At 46.6% G+C, this 17,633-nt stretch carries 11 protein-coding genes; 6 read left to right on the plus strand and 5 right to left on the minus strand.

The genetic code is table 11. The features are described from left to right. Nucleotides 1–317: 317 nt before the first annotated feature. Both NX722_RS21630 and NX722_RS21635 read left to right on the plus strand, forming a co-directional pair. Nucleotides 318–4,559 (plus strand): E3 ubiquitin-protein ligase, encoded by a 4,242-nt coding sequence (locus NX722_RS21630; RefSeq protein WP_262564955.1) that lies wholly within the window; start codon nt 318–320, stop codon nt 4,557–4,559. A gap of 140 nt (nt 4,560–4,699) precedes the next feature. Continuing rightward, nucleotides 4,700–5,569, plus strand: a complete 870-nt coding sequence (locus NX722_RS21635; protein ID WP_262564956.1) for a hypothetical protein — start codon at nt 4,700–4,702, stop codon at nt 5,567–5,569. Between the two features lie 160 nt (nt 5,570–5,729). Here the strand turns inward: NX722_RS21635 and glmS are convergent, their stop codons facing one another. Both glmS and glmU read right to left on the minus strand, forming a co-directional pair. Continuing rightward, nucleotides 5,730–7,562, minus strand: coding sequence for a glutamine--fructose-6-phosphate transaminase (isomerizing) (glmS, locus tag NX722_RS21640; RefSeq protein ID WP_262564957.1), 1,833 nt, complete (start codon nt 7,560–7,562; stop codon nt 5,730–5,732). Between the two features lie 68 nt (nt 7,563–7,630). Beyond that, nucleotides 7,631–9,007 carry a bifunctional UDP-N-acetylglucosamine diphosphorylase/glucosamine-1-phosphate N-acetyltransferase GlmU gene (glmU, locus tag NX722_RS21645; protein WP_262564958.1) on the minus strand — a complete coding sequence of 459 codons (1,377 nt, stop codon included), beginning with the start codon at nt 9,005–9,007 and terminating at the stop codon, nt 7,631–7,633. A gap of 435 nt (nt 9,008–9,442) precedes the next feature. Here glmU and NX722_RS21650 point away from each other — a divergent pair, with 435 nt between their 5' ends. After that, the gene (locus tag NX722_RS21650) at nt 9,443–10,183 is read left to right on the plus strand and encodes a TrmB family transcriptional regulator (protein ID WP_262564959.1); all 741 of its coding nucleotides are present in this window, start codon (nt 9,443–9,445) and stop codon (nt 10,181–10,183) included. Between the two features lie 28 nt (nt 10,184–10,211). Here NX722_RS21650 and NX722_RS21655 read toward each other — a convergent pair whose 3' ends face one another. After that, nucleotides 10,212–11,255, minus strand: a complete 1,044-nt coding sequence (locus NX722_RS21655; RefSeq protein WP_262564960.1) for a tetratricopeptide repeat protein — start codon at nt 11,253–11,255, stop codon at nt 10,212–10,214. A 963-nt stretch (nt 11,256–12,218) separates the two neighbouring features. On the opposite strand from NX722_RS21655, the gene NX722_RS21660 reads away from it, so the two are divergent. Both NX722_RS21660 and NX722_RS21665 read left to right on the plus strand, forming a co-directional pair. Then, nucleotides 12,219–12,443: a VF530 family protein gene (locus tag NX722_RS21660; protein ID WP_262564961.1), complete on the plus strand. Its 225-nt coding sequence runs from the start codon at nt 12,219–12,221 to the stop codon at nt 12,441–12,443. A gap of 97 nt (nt 12,444–12,540) precedes the next feature. Continuing rightward, nucleotides 12,541–13,941: an OprD family porin gene (locus NX722_RS21665; protein WP_262564962.1), complete on the plus strand. Its 1,401-nt coding sequence runs from the start codon at nt 12,541–12,543 to the stop codon at nt 13,939–13,941. On the opposite strand, the gene NX722_RS21670 is transcribed toward NX722_RS21665, so the two are convergent. Further along, nucleotides 13,938–14,576 (minus strand): hypothetical protein, encoded by a 639-nt coding sequence (locus tag NX722_RS21670; protein ID WP_262564963.1) that lies wholly within the window; start codon nt 14,574–14,576, stop codon nt 13,938–13,940. The genes NX722_RS21665 and NX722_RS21670 overlap by 4 nt on opposite strands. 66 nt (nt 14,577–14,642) lie before the next feature. Beyond that, nucleotides 14,643–16,289, minus strand: a complete 1,647-nt coding sequence (gene ushA / locus NX722_RS21675; RefSeq protein ID WP_262564964.1) for a bifunctional UDP-sugar hydrolase/5'-nucleotidase UshA — start codon at nt 16,287–16,289, stop codon at nt 14,643–14,645. A 227-nt stretch (nt 16,290–16,516) separates the two neighbouring features. Here ushA and NX722_RS21680 point away from each other — a divergent pair, with 227 nt between their 5' ends. Continuing rightward, nucleotides 16,517–17,530 (plus strand): bifunctional UDP-sugar hydrolase/5'-nucleotidase, encoded by a 1,014-nt coding sequence (locus tag NX722_RS21680; protein WP_262564965.1) that lies wholly within the window; start codon nt 16,517–16,519, stop codon nt 17,528–17,530. Nucleotides 17,531–17,633 lie beyond the last annotated feature (103 nt).

Raw genomic sequence — 17,633 nt, forward strand, 5'->3', positions numbered from 1 at the left:
CAATACAACAAATAGTATTGAAGACCGAACTTCCCGGTCATAAAACAATGATACAAATCTAAGACCTGATTAGTTGAGCGTTGGAAAATGGCATGATGACGGATTGCGGTGTCTTGCTCTCTGCTGAAAATTGGAGAGCTGGTGGTTCATTTTATTCAAAACAGAGAAACAACATTACTACTCTGTGGAAATGGCTTATCTGGCTATCGCTCCTCTGTTTTATAAATTCAGCACAGGCTCAGGCTCAGAAACCAGCCGATCCTCATGTGCAATGTGGTAATTTTGCATCAACGGGTAATCAGCCCTTTATTATTGGCATGGATTCGGAACACAACATTACCCGTTGTTTATTATCAAAGGCATCCGGATTAAATCAGTCATTACCTTCATTTTTTTCACTGACAAACCTTGGCTCATACCTCTACACCCGACTGTCAATGGCAGGCTCTGATCACAATAACATTCCGTTCGTCGGTGTTTCTAAATTAAAACAACCGTCTCTGCCACTGCCAAAAATACCAGTTCCCGGTTTTACATCACCGGCTCTGTTTTCATCTGACAATTTCTCATCTGACAATTTCTCATCTGACAACTTCTCATCTGACAATACAGAGCCTTTAAATCAAAAAGAATGGGTCAGGTCTTATTTGATTCCTGATAACCACTCAATTGACCTCACAGACAAATTAAATAGTGCCTTTCATCATATTTACCAACATCAGGCATCCGGTGCTGAAAAGCCTGAGAAGGATACCTATCTCGATATATATGCTTCTCTAATTAATCATAAAGTCAGGCAGGTTATCGTTCTTCCAGAACATCTCTTAATGCAGGAACAAACCTTTGGTTTTCTCAATAACTTATTAGAGGCATCTCTTGATGCCTGGCTAACCCACTATCTATCCATTTCGGATACGTCATCACTAATCAGGCTTATCACGGTATTCATTGAAACAGCAAAGGCTGTTATGGTCTCAGGAGCCGGCGGCGGCGACTGGAACAAGGGGGGCTGGATAAATAACGAGTTCAGCGATGACGCACCGTTCTCTGTTCGCATATCCTTCTCTCCACAAACCCCCGCTCAGTGGATGCAAGCACTGATCACGCTGGAAATGGAACAGAAACACAGGCTAATAGCTCTTCTGTACAATCAGCTGCATGCATCGGTTCTGTCTGGCAACAGGAATCTGGCCAGAATTTTGCGTGACAGAATAATGCTAATAGAAGTTGAAGCCGGTGATAGGCTAGGGCGAATAAATGATTCAGGTCACTCCGCTGCCGAGCTTTCTATGCATGCGGAGCAGCTGATCAGAGTATTTCTTTCTCATGCGGAGGATGTACAACGTTACCAGACTCTCGCTACCCAAAACACCTCCCATACCTATTCAGGCAGACGCCATTCAGCCATAGAATTAATTTTTAATGAGATTGAAAGCCGGTTGGAGCAATTGACCGGCTCTGGTGCCAGCCAGAGAGAGATCAGCGAGCTGTACTCAGCACTGCAAAGCCTTGCATTATTGTCAGGGCATTTTATACACGACTATGACAGTGAAAATAGTCAGCTCGTTGATGGAGACCGGCAACCCACTGAAAACAGTGACAAGGGAACCCCATCAACCACCACGGGCAATGTTTTTTCGACGACCAGGACAGGCGGAGATTCTAACAGACGACCGACACGAAGCCTTCGTCAGTCAGGACGTGAAAACGGTGACGATGACGGTGATGGGAATCGCCCTCCTCATCCTGGTCCTGGCTCTCCACGTTATCTGTACAACAGCCCGGCCGATGTTGAAACTACCATGGTCACTGAACTGGAGAATAATCCGGTAGGTTTGACTTTGAATGCAGTGAAAACGCTTCTGGAGGCTTTTGGGAACCAGCTACTCGGGGTGCAAAGCTCAAATTACCCTAACAACACCCTGCTTCACATTATTTATTTAAACCAGAAAACAGACATTATCGAGTGGATAGATACACACATCCCCAGTCAAGACCTTAATCTTGTACTTAGTACAAGCAACCTCAAAAATGAAACGCCTGATACGCTGAAAACCAACCGAAAGCACTCTGCACGGGAAGGGCTTCCGCCTCCGCCGGAGCATTTGATACGCAACAGAGAGCGGGCAAATACTAACAATCAGCCTACAGGAAGACCACTTCGTAGCCCTGCCCGTTATCCATCCGGCAGCCTGACCAATAAGGCTACCTTCATCGTCACTGATCTGGACAATACTCCGAGAGTTCTGACGTTGGATATCGTGAAATCGCTTATAAATCATTTTGGGAACCAGGTACTCGGGGTGAAAAGCTCAAATTCCTCTAAAAACACCCTGCTTCACATTATTTATTTAAGCCAAAAAACAGACATTATTAATTGGATACATACAAACATACCCAGACAAAACCTTAATAGTATGCTTAGTGCAAGAAACAGCAAAAATGAAACGCCTGCTACACAGAAAATCAACCTAAGGCACTCAGTATGGGAAGGGCTTCCCCCCCCTGAAGCGGGAGCCTCATCAACGTCTGCGGGTAATGGTTTGACAACTCCCGGCACAAGCAGCGGAAGTTCTTACAGCCTTCAGACAAGACCGCATCATCATTCATACAACAATCTGCCCTATGTTGAAATGCAGGCTGTCACTGAACTGGAGAATAATCCGGCAGACCTGACTTTGAATGCTCTTAAATCACTTATAGAAGAGCATGGAGAAGAAGTGCTTGGGATGAGAAGCTCAAATGATGCCAGAAACACCTTGCTACACATTATTTATTTAAACAAAAAGATAAGCATCATCAACTGGATAAATACAAACGTCTCCAATGACTTACGTAAAGTTCTATTTCGTACAATGAACAATCAAAATATAGCCCCGGCGATGCTGGCAAACCGATTAAATAAAAATCGAAAAGCAGCAAAACTTGTGCATGAGAACATCAGCTCTGAGCAAATCAAAGCCTTGTCTGAGGCGTTGAAGAGGGTCGAAAGCCCTCTGCAAAAGGAACAGGAATTCAACAGGCGGCAAGACCTCAATCCCGGAAATGCGAGACATAAAAAAGCAGCGCACAAAAATAAAAGCGCTCCCTCTGACAGAGCCAAAGTTACGAACGTAAGGAGCTTATATGACCCCGACACAGGGAAAAGCCAGACAATGCCCTGTGCAGCTCATAAGGAAAGCGGCTGCCACAATGGCTTTGCTAAAGTTCCCTGCTGCTCAGGCTCTGTAGAACCTGCGCGAATTTGCCTGGAGTATCTTTACTTCGTCGTAGAAAACTACCTTAAATCACAGTCCACTCCATGTCCGAACTGCCAAACGCCATTGGATGTGCCTGCTCTGTTAGAGCTCACGCTGAAGGATATTTCAGATAAAAATGAAACTTACACTAAGTTATTGCTATCAAGATCAGACCGATCGAGCAAGGAAAAAAAGAAGTTCAAAAAGTCATTAGAGGACTGCCGTCAGTTGGACGAGATACTACTGGGTCTTATTCAAAACGTGCAGAATTACAACTCTATAGAACATGATTTTGAACCGTATATCGACAGGGAAAATCCGGATGAGTGTCTCATCTGTATGGGAGAGGACTCCTGTGTCACGATACCAGATTGTGGTCATAAGTTCTGCGAACCCTGCATGAAGGATTATCTGACAGAACTGAAGGGAGATTTAAGCCAGACTTCCAAGGGCATCGTTTGTCCGGGACACCCTTGTCAGGCTTCAATACCCAACCCGATTCTAGAGCACATCTGGGGAATCAGTACCTACCAGAAAATGCGTCATCATCAGTTAAAGCTGGCTTATCAGGGAAGCGAGCGAATATTGTATTGTCCGTTTGAATATTGTGAAACTTTTTTTGACCCGGAGGAGATAACCTCTTTCGAGGTAAAATGCCCCGATTGCCTCGGTCGCTTTTGCGTCAAATGCGGTGCCCGCCCTTATCACGACCATCTTACTTGTGAGCAGAATGAACAAGCCGAATCGACGCCACAAGGAGCCGATGCATCCATGCGGATATTCCTTGAGAAAAACAAAGGCGTTTATAAGCGTTGCCCGAACTGTAATCAGCCCATTGAAAAAAACCTGGGCTGTAAGGCAATGAAATGTAGATCTTGCCGTACTCAGTTTTGCTGGGACTGTCTGATGATCAGTCAAAATATTCATTCGCACATATGCTCCCCTTCCGATAACCAGGCAACAGGCAGTACCACAGGTGAAAATGACCCATCAAACGCAATCTGTGACTTCTGCAATGGCGCTCAACCATCAGAAATTGCTCCAATGCTCTGCGAACACAGAGCCTGTGAAAGGTGCTACGTACGGATGCTCTGGGATGGGGGAAACAATCAAAACGAGAGCATTTGCACAATATGCAACGCTGGTAACAATGAAGATGCCCTGCTCGGAGAGGCAACAGGAGTGACGAGGGTTCAGACAAGAGAGAGCACAGTCACCGATCGCAATGGAAAAATATGCGTGGTGTGTAATGCCAAAATTGAAAATACTGAATTTGATGTTTGCCTGAGTTGTTTATCTTCGTTCTCACTGGGGCCCTGAACGGATAGGCTCCAACCCTTTGAGTTACACTTGAGACTGCAAGTTCTTGCAAACCAATGCGTCTGGACTATATTTCCTCAATCTTCAGGACACCAGTTGATTGACTTTTTTTCTTTTACGAAAAAGTTAAGGATCATTTGATGGCTAACAAGACTTTTGCTCGCTTAGTTTTCGCCTGCTTTATTATTTCAGGTTCCGTCTTCTGCCAGCCGGCTATGTCATTTTTTAAAGACTCCCAACTTCGCTGCCCGGACATCGTCAATCCCGTAGACTTGAAATATAAAGGAGACAAAATAGAAGATTATGACACTTCCAATTCATTGCCAGAAATGATCAGGTTACTCTTTCAGCACAAAAAGATAACCATAGAAAATGATTTTGAAAAAAGTGATGGCTCTCTTACTTACAGTGTGTACTATCTGACAACGGATAATTTATTGAAAAATAACGGGATCATAAAAACGTTGGTTTGTCATTACAGCAGCGGTTGGCATAACGCTACTCTGAGATTCCGTTTTGCCGAGGGGTATCCGTTTTCAAGCACAAATTTGCAGAACGGAGGATATTTTGGTTACCCGAAATATGCTCTCTCCCCTGATTTTACCTATGTTACCAGCCTGATAAACAGCAAGGTTCCGATTGTGAGAACCGATTTGGTTTACCTTAAAAAAGAGTCCGGAGATATATTACCCATAGAAGTTAATGATAATGATGGCGTTGTCGTAACTGAAAGCACAACGATCAATCTTCTGCTCCCCAATAAACTGTTGTTGGAGCAATGGGTTTATGATTACATTATCAGCAGGCATAATCCCCCACTGTCCCGCACTCATTTTGATGACGATATCACGCATCTCTGTACAGGAAATAAATATGCTGGAGAAGGTATTCAAATAACGAATGAAAAGCCAAAACTAATAACAATCCACTTTGATGACAAACTTAAATTCAGTGAGTGCAATGTTATTCCTTACACCAATACAGAAACGGAAGAAGAAGCAGCGCCCTGAAAAAAGAAGGTGGAATACACTGGTCGTGCTGAAAGCATTCAACCCACCCAAGGCTCAGATACCGCCCAGCTTTACTCCTCATAATAAAGAGTAACTCTGGACGGTTTTAGTTTTCATCTCTATTACTCACCCACACAGCCGGAAGTTAACCAGTTGTTAACTATTCGACCGTGACACTCTTGGCTAAATTGCGAGGCTGATCAACATCCGTTCCTTTGATGATCGCGACGTAATACGACAACAGCTGTAAAGGAGTGGTGTACAGAATCGGAGCTACAATTTCCGGCACTTCATCCACAGGTACCACTTTAACGCCTTCGCCTTCAGTCAGCCTGGAATGCTTATCAGCAAACACATACAACTGACCACCACGGGCGCGAACTTCTTCCATGTTGGATTTCAGTTTTTCCAGCAGATCGTTGTTTGGCGCTACCACAATGACCGGCATATCGTCGTCAATCAATGCCAGTGGGCCATGCTTCAGTTCACCGGCAGCGTAAGCTTCGGCGTGAATGTAGGAGATTTCTTTCAGCTTCAGCGCACCTTCCATGGCGATCGGGTACTGGGTACCCCGACCAAGGAACAGGCTGTGATGCTTGTGGGCAAAATCTTCTGCCAGTGCTTCAATATCGTCGCTTAACTTCAGGGTGTCTTCGATATGGCGAGGCAATTCACGCAGAGCTTTAACAATGTCAGCTTCCTGCGCTTCGGTCATACCAGTGTGACGACCAATGGCAGTAACCAGCATCAGCAGGGCGGCTAACTGGGTTGTGAATGCCTTGGTAGATGCAACACCAATTTCAGCACCGGCACGGGTCATCAGAGCCATATCAGATTCACGCACCATGGAAGAACCCGGTACGTTACAAATGCTCAGGGACGCCATGTAACCCTGTTCTTTTGCCAGTTGCAGAGCGGCAAGGGTGTCAGCGGTTTCACCAGACTGAGAGATGGTTACGAACAGGCAGTTCTTTGGCACAAAGAATTTTCTGTAACGGAATTCAGAAGCGATTTCGACACGGCAGGGGATGCCTGCCAGTTCTTCAAACCAGTAACGAGCCACCATTGCACCATGATAACTGGTACCGCAGGCAACGATTTGAACGGCTTCAGTCTTGTTCAGAATTTCAATGCCGTCTTTGCCCAGAATATCCAGATTCAGTTTGTTCTCACCCAGACGGCCTTCCAGAGTATTGGCAATCGCATCGGGCTGCTCGTGGATTTCCTTCAGCATGTAGTGACGATACTGACCTTTATCACCGGCATCGTGTTCTATGGCACTTTCTTTGGCAGCACGTTGAACCGCGTTGCCCTTGTCATCAAAAACAGAAACACTGGTGCGCGTGACCTCGGCCACATCACCTTCTTCCAGGAACATAAAACGACGGGTGACCGGGAACAGTGCCAGCTGGTCAGAAGCAATAAAGTTTTCACCCAGACCCAGTCCGATAACCAGCGGGCTGCCGGAACGGGCAACAATCAGGCGTTCAGTATCGGTACGATCCATCACTACCATGCCGTAAGCACCTTCCAGCTTATCTACCGCTTTCTGAACAGCTTCCAGCAAGCTGTCTGAAGATTTCTGCTCAAGGCTGACCAGGTGGGCAATAACTTCTGTATCTGTGTCCGAAGTGAAGACATAACCTTCACCCTTCAGGAATTCGCGCAGCGCTTCATGGTTTTCAATGATACCGTTATGAACCACAGCAATGTTTTCACCGGAAACATGGGGGTGAGCATTGCGCTCATTAGGTTCACCATGGGTTGCCCAGCGGGTGTGCGCAATACCTGAGCCACCCGGAGCCGGTGTTTCAGCAATAGCGTCCGCCAGTTCCGCCACCTTTCCGGTACGACGCACGCGTTGCAGTTCGCCCTGATTATCAACAATAGCAACACCGGCGGAGTCATAGCCCCGGTACTCCAGACGACGAAGTCCTTCTAAAAGGATAGGGGCCACATCCCTTTGCGCTACCGCACCAACAATCCCACACATAGCTCTTTACCCTGAATTCGATTTAAAAAAGAAGGGCAGATGGTCTGCCCACTTTTTACAGCTTCTGTTTACGTCTTTTTAACCGGACGTTCCCAGCCATCAATATTACGCTGTCTGGCTCGTCCAACAGCCAGCTGGTTATCTTCAACCGTTTTTGTGATCACGGACCCGGCTCCGGTGGTTGCACCACTGCCGACAGCCACCGGAGCGACCAGAGAGCTGTTAGTACCGATAAAGGCATCGTCACCGATAACCGTCTGATGTTTGTTTACACCATCGTAATTGCAGGTCACGACACCTGCACCGACGTTTACACCGGAACCAATTTCAGCATCGCCCACATAGCTTAGATGGTTCACTTTACTGCCTGCGCCAACATTAGTTTTTTTAATTTCTACAAAATTACCCACTCTGGCTTTTTCCGCCAGATTGGCACCCGGTCGCAGTCGTGCAAAAGGGCCTACTTCACAGCCCGCAGCCACCACTGCATTTTCCAGAATAGAGTGAGCCTTGATAACAGCACCTTCACCCACTCTGGAGTTACGAATAATACAGCCAGGCTCGATAATGACGTTGTCTGCCAGCTCTACATCGCCTTCCAGCACTACGTTAATATCCAGGAAAATGTCATGGCCGGTTTTGATGTTGCCACGAATATCAAGGCGGGCAGGGTCTACAATGGTGACACCGGAAGTCATCAGATTGGTTGCCAGTTCTTTTTGCAGGGATCGTTCCAGCTCGGTCAGCTGAACGCGGCTGTTTACGCCTTCTACCTCAGTCGCTTTCTGGGGCTGAACATGGACGACCGGAGTATCTTCCTGCACCGCTTTAGCAACGACATCGGTCAGGTAATATTCCTGCTGGGCATTGTTGTTATCCAGCCCCATCACCCAGTCACCCAGCTTTTTGCCGGGAATAGCCATGATGCCTGTATTGACTTCGTTGATAGCCAGCTGTTCCGGAGTCGAATCCTTGTCTTCAACAATAGCCTGCACATTGCCAAAGCCGTCCCGAACAATACGACCGTAGCCTGACGGATTCGGAAGGTTGATGGTCAGCAGACCCAGTCGTTCACCATTGCTGGCAGCGAGCAGAGATTCAAGCGTGGAGGCACGGATCAGTGGGACGTCACCATAAAGTACCAGAACCACATCAGCGCCTTTGCATCCCGGAACGGTCTGTTGCACCGCATGACCCGTACCCAGCTGTTCGGTCTGCTCGACCCAGTTCAGGTCATAATGCCCAAGAGCCTCTTTAACCTTTTCTGCCCCATGACCAATAACCACATGTATCTCACCTTTGCCAATCCGCTTCTGGGTTTGCTGTGCGCTCAGAATAACGTGTTCAAGCATTGGCTTGCCTGCTATCGGGTGCAGCACCTTTGGCAGGCTGGATTTCATGCGGCTGCCCTGTCCGGCAGCAAGAATGACAATGTCGGCTCTCATGGTGGTACCTTGCAATGCATTTTTTAAAAATGCAGCGTTCCTGTTTACAGGGCATCGCTACACTTTTGCACTCCGCTGCTTCTATATGTCGCCAGTATCACTGAAAACAGTAGCCTGACGAAGCCATCAGGCTTCATCATAACTATTAACCCGGCACTATTTACCTGGCACTCTTTACCTGGCACTCTTTACCCGGCACTCTTTACCCGGCACTCTTTACCCGGCACTCTTTACCCGGTAATAAGAAAGGAAAACAAATGATCTGTTAAAAGCCATCTGTTAAAAGTTATCTATTAAAAGCAGCGTGAGCAGTAGTTCAGTATCGTCAGTAAAATTTGTCATTTTGTTTTGTGACACTTCCTGACTGTAACTTTCTTAGCTTATCGTATAGCATCTTAAATACAACCGTCTTTGTCATTAAATAATTGACAATATATGAAACTTGAAATACTTGAACAGCTGGGGCTGAGCGGCCGTGAAGTCAGCATCTACCTTGCCCTGTTAAAAATGGGTACAGCCTCTATTCGGGATATTGCTGCCGAAGCCGGTATCAACCGTGGCACCACCTATGAAACTCTGAAGGATCTGGCAGGCAAGGGCATTGTCAGTTATTTCCCCAAAGGAAAGCGACGGGTTTTCTGTGCTGAGCCGCCGGAAAGGTTGCTGGAACTGGCAGAGGAAAAGCGGCAATCCCTTGAACAGGGCATTGAAGAGATGAAGCACACCCTGATTCCACAGTTGAACCATCTCAAACCCGATTTTAATACGGGAAATGTTCGTTTTTATGAAGGCGACGCCGGTATTGAATTTGTGCTGAAGGACATTCTTAATACCGTCGAACAGCAGGACAGCAAACGGTATTCCGTATTTTCATCCAAGCCCATTCGTCAGCATCTGTACCGGCCATTTCCAAACTACACCCAGCAGCGCATTCGCAAAAAGATAAACGTAAGAGTTATTGCAATAGGTGAAGGCGGGGAAGATGCAGAGTTATCTGAACGGAAGTGGATTGATGCGAAGGGCAAGATAGATGCCAGCTATATTGCCATCTACCCGCCGAAAGTCGCGATGATTTCACTGGCATCCAGGGACTACCCGGTTGCAGTGGTGATTGACTCCTGCGAAATCGCCAGCACCCAGCAAATTATCTTTGATACGCTGTGGAGTACTTTGTAAGCTTATCGTCCACCCGGCTCTGATAAATTTACCACTGTCTGGTCTCTATTATCTTGGAAAATGGCTTGAAATTGCAGTAATCTGCGGATTTTATCCGCCTGATGCTGCCTTTAGAAAACATCCTTTCAATCAATTTGATTGTCTCACGGCTAAAGCGCTTTTTTCGCTCCCATTTTTTAACCAAACCTTTAGCCGACTCAACCTTGTTTCTGTGAATAAGGTGCCAGACAAGAGCGCCACCAAGGTCACTATTATCAGGCCAGAGAGCAAGCAATTTCCTCATATAGTCTTCAGCTGCCGAGTCTAAGCCTGATTGCTCGAAAATAGAAACAGCCCACCACCAGAAATGTTCAAGATGAGTGATGTACTGATGTCTTCTCTGGAGTTCCTTAAGCTCAATATCAAGCAACTGATTGATCTCTTCTTCAGAACCAGCATCAACAACGCTCTGTATGAAGTTTATATGTCGTTTAAATGTTAATTTTTGTCGTGCATCGCTTTCAGTGAAGTCAACCTCATCTTTCAAAAAAGTTAAAATTTCCGGAAGCATCACTTTGAGCGTTAAATGTCCCAGCATTTCATTGATGTAATCAATATACTCATCAATAGTGCTGAACGATTCGTTGACTGTTACTAAACCATTGGGCTGATTGAAATTCGAATATGCAGTGTTCCTTGCATGGTATTCTTCGTCATAACGGAACCCCAATGAATTACCGTTATTTGCCGGGCTTTGAATGACAGAACCTGCTCCTGACAGCAAACCGCTATCCTCCGTACTGAATAGCGGGCGAACAGGTTGAAGGCTGGGTAAAGTGTGTTTTATTTCCTCTGAGCCTGGTATGGGGTAATCACTGTCATTCTCTCCGGGGGATGTTGTATGCCACTTTTGCTTAAGCCTCATGGAAAGTTCTGGAGTGATCGCAACATTCTGGTACCCAACCAGCTGCTGTATGAAATCCTGAGCATGAGAGTCTGTCACTAGAACATTGGTTTTAAGCTGTTTAATATGACTTGTCCCACGTTCATCAATCTCTACAATAATGAACACAATGAAACCTTCTTCATTCACACCGACCAACAGCTCTGGTTTGTCAGGCAGATCCCCGATCTGCCTGTGACTCTTATCAGAGTGTTGCCGAGAGGATGAAGTAACTGCTTTTAAGTCCAGCCAGTTTTGCTGAAACGGAGTCAGGGCATCTTCCCTGGTACAAAAGGGCGACTGCCGATCTGCCAGCAGTAATAAGTCAGGCGTTGAATGTCTATTACTAACAAGAGTGGCATCTGGTAACCGAACCATCAGGTTCCGGCTTCCACTTTCAGGCTGAATGATAAGACTCATTACTTGAAAACGTTCAGAAAGACCTGTTACCTCTGCGTTTTTATTTAGCGTCATTGTTTTTGGCGCGCTATCGCAGTCAGGAAAAATAACCGGATATAGCCTTTTATTCTTGTTGCAGAGTTTATTTTCAACCGATAACCACGACAAACCAATGGCGAAAGGTATCAGAGCCAGATTGTGAATTGTTTGACTTCCCACTCCAGCGTCTCTTGCCGGAAGATTAAAACTAACCAGTGCCAAAACCGCAAGGCAGGCTGCTGAAATAGGGCAGGATAATCTTTTTTTGTTAAACATCGCATTTTTGCTGAAAGTTATAATCACAAGCGCAAAAGCATAGTCCAGTTATTTCATTTTGACCGACTGAAGCGTCAATGATGCAAAAAAACAGAATATAGATTCGACACACACGAAAATCATCAACCGTCTGGACTGGACCAACAAGACTGAAAAGAACACCGCTCACGACGACTTCACTTATCTGGACGGCATCATCTACAGCCTGAAATACAAATTTTGACCAAAATGTTCTGATTAAAGCATTCTGATCGAAGTGTACTGATTCAAAAAATGCTCTCGTTTCAGAAGCATTTTTTTGCCTGTCAAAAACAGGATGACAGTGAACAGAATGCTAATCCGTGATCAAAATATGCATTAAACTCCTGTTGATAGTTCATAAAACAGGACTGACCCGGCATGCAGTTGCAACAACCTAACAACCCCCTCCACGGAATTACCCTGGAAAAAATAGTCACAGACCTTCAGGCACATTTTGGCTGGAAAAACCTCGGACAAATGATCAACATCGGGTGCTTTACCCATGAACCTTCTGTGAAATCCAGCCTGAAGTTCCTTCGCCGCACCCCGTGGGCGCGGGAAAAGGTTGAGAAGCTTTATATAGAAACGTTTGCGGAAGATTAATCGCTCAATAGCTTTTCATTTCCTCAGGGAGGAGGACATATAACAACGAGCCACTATACTGAGTTGTCAACGTTTGCCATACAACAGGTAGCTCGCTATGCCTGCTCAAAAACCAGCCCTCATTCCCCTGTCCTCATGCCTGATATTGTCCACCAGCTGCCTTGCCAGCACTGGCACGCCGTTTATAGACGACGGATCAATAGACGGCAAAGTTCGTACGGTGTATTACAACGTAGAAAATACATACAACAAAGACCGGGGAGTCAAACCCTACCGGGCAGGAGCCTGGACCGGAGGTTTGCACCTGAATGTACGCTCAGGCTACCTGGGCGACCTCTTCGCTATTGGTGGTTCATTCTATGGCGCGATGAAGCTCCATTACGACAAAGACCGGTTCAAAAGTTCTTACCAACTGCTAAAGACCGGCAAAAATGGCAAGCAGGAAGGATTTTCCAAACTGGGTCAGGCATGGTTTGAACTGAAGTATGAGCAGGAAGGCTCCCCGTTCTCTGGCAGACTGAAAGTCGGTCGCCAGTTACTCTACACAGGGCTGATTTCCAGCTCCGGCTCACGTACTGTGCCCAGCACATGGGAAGGGGTTAACCTGAATACCCGACTGTACGAGACACAGCTCAAGCTTGCCTGGGTTAATAAAATGTCCCTGCGCAACGAGGATGAATTCAACAGGATCGAAAACTTCGACGGAAGAAAAATTGATTACATTCTGGGTGTCGAACTGGCCCATACCTTTAAAATACCCAACCAGCAGAGCCTGGAACTGAAATACCGCAATGCTTTTTCCAAAAGCTTTCTGCAGGCACATAATGCTGAAATCAACTGGACAACGCCTTTATCTGCAAGCATGAATCTCCGGCTAGGGGGAATAGTGTTCCATACCCGGAAAGACGGCAACCTGTGGACAGGCGAAGTGTGGGGCAAAAAGTCATTTGACGACAAGGCCACCGCAGGCAACCTGAATGCTACCCTGACCGTTGGCAGCTGGAGTTTTGATACCGCAGTCAGTACGTTTAAGGCTGAGTCCAAAACCTACAAGTTCCGGGATAGCAGAGGCACACTGTATGCTGCGCCAGCCGTGTATTATTACGACCTTGGCAAAAATACACACGGCATCTGGGGACTGCCTACCAGCCCTTTTGCTGAGGATATGCTGTACGATGGCGAGACCGTCTGGATGGCGGGCGTTAGCTATGACTTTTCCTCTCTTGGTGCCAGAGGCTTACGTTTGGGCTATGCCTATTACTATGGCTCAGGCATGGACGTGATTGTGTCTGACAAAAAAAACCGGAGAAAAGTTGGAGTCTCAGAAAACGAGCACGACATCTGGGTCAAATACAGCTTCCCGCAGCCCCTGCTGAAAGGTTTGGAGTTTAAGCTCCGCTACGGCATCTATCGAAACGACAAGGAATTGATGAAAGCGATCAGTAAGGAAGAAAATGACCTGCGGGTCTGGCTGGATTACAATTTTGTGATTTTTTAACTCATGTCTAAGTTACCCAGAAATCGCCACTCAGGATTTTTATTCAGGTACTTTGCCAAATCTCTCGGCAGGGATTTTCTTGGATCTAAAGCCATATATTTTACAGCTTCTGCTCCGGAAGCCGTCTGATAAAGGGCAATGGGAAGATAAGCACAAGTCTCGCCTGAAAATAAACCGGCATTATTCGGATGAATTTCACGAGGCAGTGTTGTCAAACACTGCGTACAGAGGTAATTAACATAGGCCACAGAACGACAACCAAAATAAGAGCGCCCCATAAATGCAGTCACCATTGATAAAACATTGAACGCTCCATGGCTGGTGAGCCGATTTTTTTCACTGGTGTAGACTACGGCGGGGCTGTTGCTAATCCAGCAGTTACCTATCAACGCAGCCTTTGCAGCCAGCAATATGTCGCTTACACGATAAGCAGACCCAAAAGGCGTCGGTGAAGAAGCAAGAGGTCTTTTGCAAAGCCCCACTGGATTCGCAATATCAAACATCAAGGGGTTGAGTCCCTCAACCTGCTGGGCAATAACGGCCACATGACATGCAAAAGCGCTTTCAAGATTGGCATTTGCTTCATGCTGGAAAATGATATCTCCTTTTTCCAGATCCGCCATATCGATATTCATAAGCTTTTCTTCATCCCGGTTATGGCTACAACCCCTCAATAGCAGCAATCTTCACCTTCTGAAGCCTTACTTCCTGACGATGTCCCCTGCCTTCGGCTCAAAATTCATCTGCTTCAACGGTGAATGTTTCTGAATGTATTCCTTCAGCACCAAGGCATCGGTATAGCCGGTATTGATAAACGTCGGATTGTTATCAATTTCAGGCCATTTATCACCACCACTGGCTGAGAATTCGTTGATCGACAGTCGATAGGTTTTGTCTTTCTGCACCGGCTTGCCATTGATTTCCAGACGGGTCAGTTTCTCGCCACCAGAGATGGTCAGACGAACATTGTCAGTGAAATGGGCGAAGCCACCATTGCCTGGCTCAATACTGGCAATAGCTTCTACAAAATTTCTCAGCTCTGAGCCGTTCATCTCCACAAAGCAGACCAAATTACCAAATGGCTGAACACTCAGAATATCCTTTTCAGTAATATTGCCCGCAGGCAGACCGGTCCGGATGCCTCCGCCGTTTATAACGCCCAGGTCTGCTTTTGTTTTCTCCATTTGCGCTCTGGCAATTAACACACCTATAGCGGCAGGGCGGCTACGAACAATTCCACGGGCTCCAGACATGGCTTTATCCAGTGAACCCACTTTTTTCAGCAACAATTTTGATGCTTTATCCTGATAAACCTGCAGAACTTTTAAGACATCTGGATCTTCCGGAATCTGCGGCTCAATGTTGACCCACTCACTTTTTCCATCCACCAGCACCTGCTTTTTCAGGTTCACAGGAATCAACCGGTAGTTGATCATTTTCAATACACCACCACGGTTGCCTTTACCATCAAAGTTATCAACGTAGTAGTACTCGAAATCAGCTCGCCCTACATACTTACCCCATTCCCATGCCTGAAGTATATACGTGCTGTTTTTGATATCGGGCTTTTCCATTTTGTTCTGGGAATGCCCACCTACAATAATATCGATACCATCGACGTCTTTTGCCAGAGTCACATCGCCGGGCGCATTGGAACCATATTGCGCATTGAGGTAATGACCAATATGCGTAAGGGCAATCACAACATCAGCCTTTTCTTCATGTTTTAACTTAGGTACCCAGCTTTTTGCCGTAGTCACTGCATCGGTGAAATAGATATCTTTCACGTTATCCGGCATAACCTGGGCTTCGGTATCTTCAGTGGTCAGCCCCAGAATAGCGACCCGAACCCCTTCCAGGTTTTTCATAATGTAGGGCTTGAACAAAAGCTTATCATCGTTTTTATAGAAAATATTGGCAGCCAGAAAAGGGAAGTCAGCCCAGCGTTCCTGTTCCAGAAGCACATCCAGGGGGTTATCAAACTCATGATTGCCCAACACCATGGCGTCGTAGCCGATCATATTCATGCCAATAAAATCGGGCTTTGCCTGTTGAAGATCAGACTCCGGCACACCGGTATTCACGTCACCCGCAGACAGAACCAGTACCTTTCCGCCTTCGTTTTCAACTTCACTACGAATACGGTCAATCAAGGTCTTGCGGGCTGCCATGCCCATTTCACCCCGACGGTTGCGCCAGAACTTTCCATGGTTATCGTTGGTATGGAGAACGGTAAACTGCATCGAATTCAGTTTTTCTGATGTCGGGGCAGATCGATCAAGCGCACAGCTGATAAGCAGTAATGCAATACCCGTCAAAAATAGAGGTATAAGGCGTTGCCTGAACATGGTTCTTACTCCTGTGTTGACGACCGGCGGATAATACCCCTTGATACCCTGATACTGAACGAGAAAACGACACTGATTTTATAAATCTTTGTTATTTATTAATTTATTTTCATGCTAAAAACTCTTTACACAGACTTTTCTCAGCACCTTCCTTACCCCGACACTCTCTTTGGAGCCGCAGTGATATATTCCACCCTGCACTAAAACTAAAGTGGTAAAGACAAACCATGCCCATTCTTCGTCGACTTTCACTGATCACAGCCCTGCTTTCCCTGTCAGCCCTGCTGTCTGGATGCTCTCCGGCTGAGGAAAGCAGTCGCTATGACGAAGGCAAAAACTATAAACTGACCGTACTGCATACAAACGACAACAGTGGTCAGTTCTGGCGTAATGACAAGGGTGAGTGGGGCATGGCTGCCCGTAAAACACTCATAGACTCCATTCGTGAAGAGGTCGAGAGTGAAGGCGGACATGTTCTTCTGCTGTCCGGTGGCAACATCAACAAAGGTGTGCCGGAACCTGACCTGCAAAGCGGCATTCCTGATATTCTGGGCATGAATTTGATAGATTACGATGCCATGGTCGTTGGCTGTCAGGAATTTGATATTCCGCCCAACGCTCTCAAAAAACAGCAGGAACTTGCCGACTTTCCCATGCTGGCTGCCAATGTCTTTGACTCAGAAACCGGGCAGCCTCAATTTGACTCGTTTAAAACATTTCATTTCGACGGGTTCACAGTCTCCGTCGTCGGCATAACAACGCCTGATACCCTGAGAAGCGGTCACCCGGAAAATACCATAGGCATTGATTTCAGAGACCCGGTGCGGACGGGCAGGTCTGTTGCCAGAATGCTACGTGATGACGCCGACGTGCTGATTGCCCTAACCCATCTTGGGCATTTTGAAACCAATAACGGAAGCCTCAGTTCACCGGGCGATATCACTCTCGCTGATAAAGTAAAAGATTATGACCTGATTGTTGGCGGACATTCACAAGACACACTTTTCCAGCCCATCCGGCAGAACGGCACCTGGATTGTTCAGGCTGGCAGCCGGGGGCAATATGTTGGCAGGGCTGATTTTGAACTGAACAATGGCCTGTTATCGATGACTGACTATCAGCTGATTCCAGTCAATCATGAAGGTGACGAGAAAGTTTTGCCCGAAGATCCGGAAATGCTGGAACTGCTAGCTCCCTACAAACCCGATGGTGAGCATCGCCTGCAAGGCGGAGCTGACTGACCATCCGGGTTTTATCAACCTGAAGCGAACCGGCGCTGATGCGTTACCATTCAGGCTGCCAGATAGGATATTAACCCGGTGGAATCAGTCAGATTACCCACTG

This window comes from Endozoicomonas gorgoniicola (genome assembly GCF_025562715.2).
Lineage (GTDB): Bacteria > Pseudomonadota > Gammaproteobacteria > Pseudomonadales > Endozoicomonadaceae > Endozoicomonas_A > Endozoicomonas_A gorgoniicola.